Origin of the sequence: Geobacillus sp. LYN3 (assembly GCF_003064505.1) — a bacterium.
Taxonomy (GTDB): Bacteria; Bacillota; Bacilli; order Bacillales; family Anoxybacillaceae; genus Parageobacillus_B; species Parageobacillus_B toebii.
Genome location: NZ_QCWL01000001.1, coordinates 2,867,193 through 2,870,133, shown reverse-complemented (window position 1 = coordinate 2,870,133; position 2,941 = coordinate 2,867,193). Strand labels below are relative to the sequence as shown.

The window sequence follows — 2,941 nt, the reverse complement described above, 5'->3', positions numbered from 1 at the left end:
AAAGATGGTGTACCTTCTATATGCGCTTTCATAGGCATATAGCTGGTCGTCCCGAAAGGACACTTCGGACATCTTGTATGGCTACTCCTCTCGTTGAACGGAGGGGGTTCTTGGAACCTTTGAGCAACTACGGCCAGAGGAAACAAGAATCCCCCACTTCCACCGGCATGAGCCGGTAAGTGGGGGTAGTTCAATGATGGTCGGTATCTCCACAATGTGCTAAAAGGGCATTAAAAAACAAAAAATTGACTACATTAACATGGTTCATGATCATTTCTTCTAAGAATGCGCTTCTACCATGGTCTTCCTTATCAATCATCCAATTCATCTTCAGAATGAATACTTCTCAAATGCACAAAGTTTTTATTTCTGAAAGCGGGCGGTTTCATTGATTATTGCAAGTAACATTGAAGAAATTGAGAACGCTTTTGATTTTACCGACAGTATAATAACGGGTGTCAAATGTGTTAATCATTTAACAGATTTATCAATCAGCGTAGATTATTATTGGGATATACAAGACGGTAAGAGTGAAACTATTATAGATGCACCTTGAAAAGTCAACCTCTGCATCACGTAGCACACCCCAAGCGTTGAAGTACTTCTTCCGAGCGTTAACAAATGTAGTCCATAAATTGCGTAATGGCCTAGTCAATCTCCACTTGGTTCTTGTGAAACACATTGGCAATGACGGCATCTTTGAGCCATTTCCACAGGCGTTCAATCGGATTTAACTGTGGCGAATATGGAGGCAGAAAGATGAAATGAAAGGATTCCCCTCTTGGCGCAAAAAGTCTTTGATCATCTTGGCGTGGTGGATGCGAGCGTGATCCAGTACGAGCACGATCCGTTTGTTAGGATCATGATTTTTTAGGATTTTCAAGAAATCCAAGAACGTTGTCGCATTGCGGCCACCCGTTGAAGAATGGTGTCTCCGTTGAGCACATTGACGGCTCCAAAGAGCGAAACATCGGTATAATGACCATACGTGGGTACCTGTTTCTGTCGCCGACTTCCGACCAAGTGGTCCGCAGAATTTGGTACGAGTGGACAAGGGTCTTGTCGACATACAAAAGGACCTTATCTAGGGTGATTAAGTTTTTTTTGATTAGGTCCATCTGCTTCTCGAAGGCTTGTTGTTGTTCCGCATCCCCTTTGTCTAAAGTATAGGTGGGCCGATTCCAAGACCGTCTCATTCGATGCAAAAGTTTCCGAATCCTCTCCCGGGACATGGCCACCCCGTAGTGCTCGCGGATATAGGATGGAAGAAGCGATGTCCCAACCGAGTGCACCTGTTGCTGTTCCGGTGTCAAAAACGGTTCCCGGCCTAGTGGAGATTTCCAATCAAGCAGGAGATCGAGCCCACCTTCGTTGAATAAGGACACATAAAAGGCGACACTTTGGCGACATAGATGGAGCATGGCAGCGACGTCTTTTCCCAGATACCCTTCCATGACCAAGCGAACAGCCATGACGCGTTGGCGCAGGGCAACATTTTTGATTTTCCACTCTTGCTTTCGGAGAGTGCGTGATGTCCATCTGTGGTCGTTGGTAATTTTTATCATTTACATCCTTGTTCTGCTCCTTTTCCGGAAATTTCCTAGGAGCAGTATAACTGGGATGGGAACAACTTATACGGACATTAATGTTTCAATGTGCATGTATATAGATAAGGGAGGGAATTTTTCTGCAGTGGATAATAGGTTTGGGGGTTAATTGGAATGCAATCGGGGCAATAGCTTCTGCAATAGCGAGTTTTGCTGCTTTAGTTGCTATAATTATTACTATTAAAACTAACAGGGATAATAATGATGAGAAACAGTTTGCTGTGCAACCATGGTTTCATGTTACTTGCATAGAAAGGATGGGGGCATCTGCATCACTTCGTCTTATTTTATTAAACGATGCATCATCGACAATTAAGATTAATAAGGTAAATATGATTTTAAATGAGGACAATAAAGTAATTAATCTTGATTATAGGTATCTCAAAAAAGATAGCCAGTATGTATCAACAGGAAAATGTTTCGAAGTGATAATAAAAAATGATGAAATTTTATTTGGAAAGACCGCATATTTAGAAATTTATTATACTAACCTCTATAATAAAAAAATGAAAGCAGTTTCTCCGCGCTTTGAATTTGTTGAAAAATTGAATGAAAACCCGTGGTGCTAGATAAACTCAAACAAGCATAAAAATAGCCCTTGCATGAGGATCCCCTTAAAATGAAAGTGAAACCAACCATTAAAAAGGAGGATCCCTATGCAAGAGCACTTTCATTTTACTACAGATCGGGCCAAGATTCAAAAGCAATATGCCGCCATTTTCGTTTTTGTTTCTGCTCAACTTTCATGCATTCAGGTGCATCTTCATCGTCGAAATCGCCATTTGGTCAAGCAAGAGGACGCTGTCATCATCGCCATTCATCTTTTAGGAAAGCTGCTCGGTTTTACTTCTGAACGGGCGTGGCATCGTTTTGTCACGGGAAATTTGTTCACAAACGGCTCGTTTCTCGAACGTTCCCGGTATAACCGCCGCTGCCGGGCGCTTGGCTTCGCTATCAAATGGATCCGCCATGAGCTGGCAAAACGTGGCCAACATCATGCCTATGCCGTCGTGGACAGCTTGCCGCTCCCATTGTGCCATACGGCAAGAATGCATCGCGTCAAACGGTTTCAAGAGATCGCCGACATCGGGTATTGCGCTTCCAAAAAGCAATGGTACTACGGGTTGAAGCTGCACCTTCAAGTGACCGATCAAGGGCTGCCAATGGGGTATGTGGTGACGGAAGCATCTTGCCACGATCGAATCGCAGCCGAAAGCGTGATGACCCAAATTCCCCACCCGTATAACTTTGGGGACAAAGGATTCATTAGCCGTGACTTGCAAAAAAGGCTGTACGAAGAATACCAAATGGCGCTTTGGACTCCGTCTCGAAAA

General features: G+C 43.6%; 4 protein-coding genes and 1 pseudogene. 3 read left to right on the top strand and 2 right to left on the bottom strand.

The genetic code is table 11. The annotated features are described in order from the left end of the window. Positions 1-388: 388 nt before the first annotated feature. Complete coding sequence (locus DCC82_RS17485; RefSeq protein WP_015863623.1) at positions 389-556, top strand: hypothetical protein; 168 nt, start codon at positions 389-391, stop codon at positions 554-556. A 91-nt stretch (positions 557-647) separates the two neighbouring features. Here DCC82_RS17485 and DCC82_RS18325 read toward each other — a convergent pair. Further along, a pseudogene (locus DCC82_RS18325) lies at positions 648-883 on the bottom strand (transposase). Then, entirely contained in the window at positions 861-1,565 is a 705-nt protein-coding gene (locus tag DCC82_RS17725; RefSeq protein ID WP_233253005.1) for a helix-turn-helix domain-containing protein, read from the bottom strand. Before DCC82_RS17725 ends, DCC82_RS18325 begins: the two are co-directional and overlap by 23 nt. A gap of 140 nt (positions 1,566-1,705) precedes the next feature. Here DCC82_RS17725 and DCC82_RS15010 point away from each other — a divergent pair, with 140 nt between their 5' ends. Continuing rightward, entirely contained in the window at positions 1,706-2,176 is a 471-nt protein-coding gene (locus DCC82_RS15010) for a hypothetical protein (RefSeq protein WP_097354388.1), read from the top strand. An 87-nt stretch (positions 2,177-2,263) separates the two neighbouring features. Continuing rightward, positions 2,264-2,941 (top strand): IS982 family transposase (locus DCC82_RS15005; RefSeq protein WP_233253004.1); only part of this gene is annotated, 678 nt, incomplete at its 3' end.

Excerpts from the sequence above, each read along its gene's own strand:
- DCC82_RS17725 (WP_233253005.1), bottom strand. The coding sequence starts at position 1,565 with ATGATAAAAATTACCAACGACCACAGATGGACATCACGCACTCTCCGA.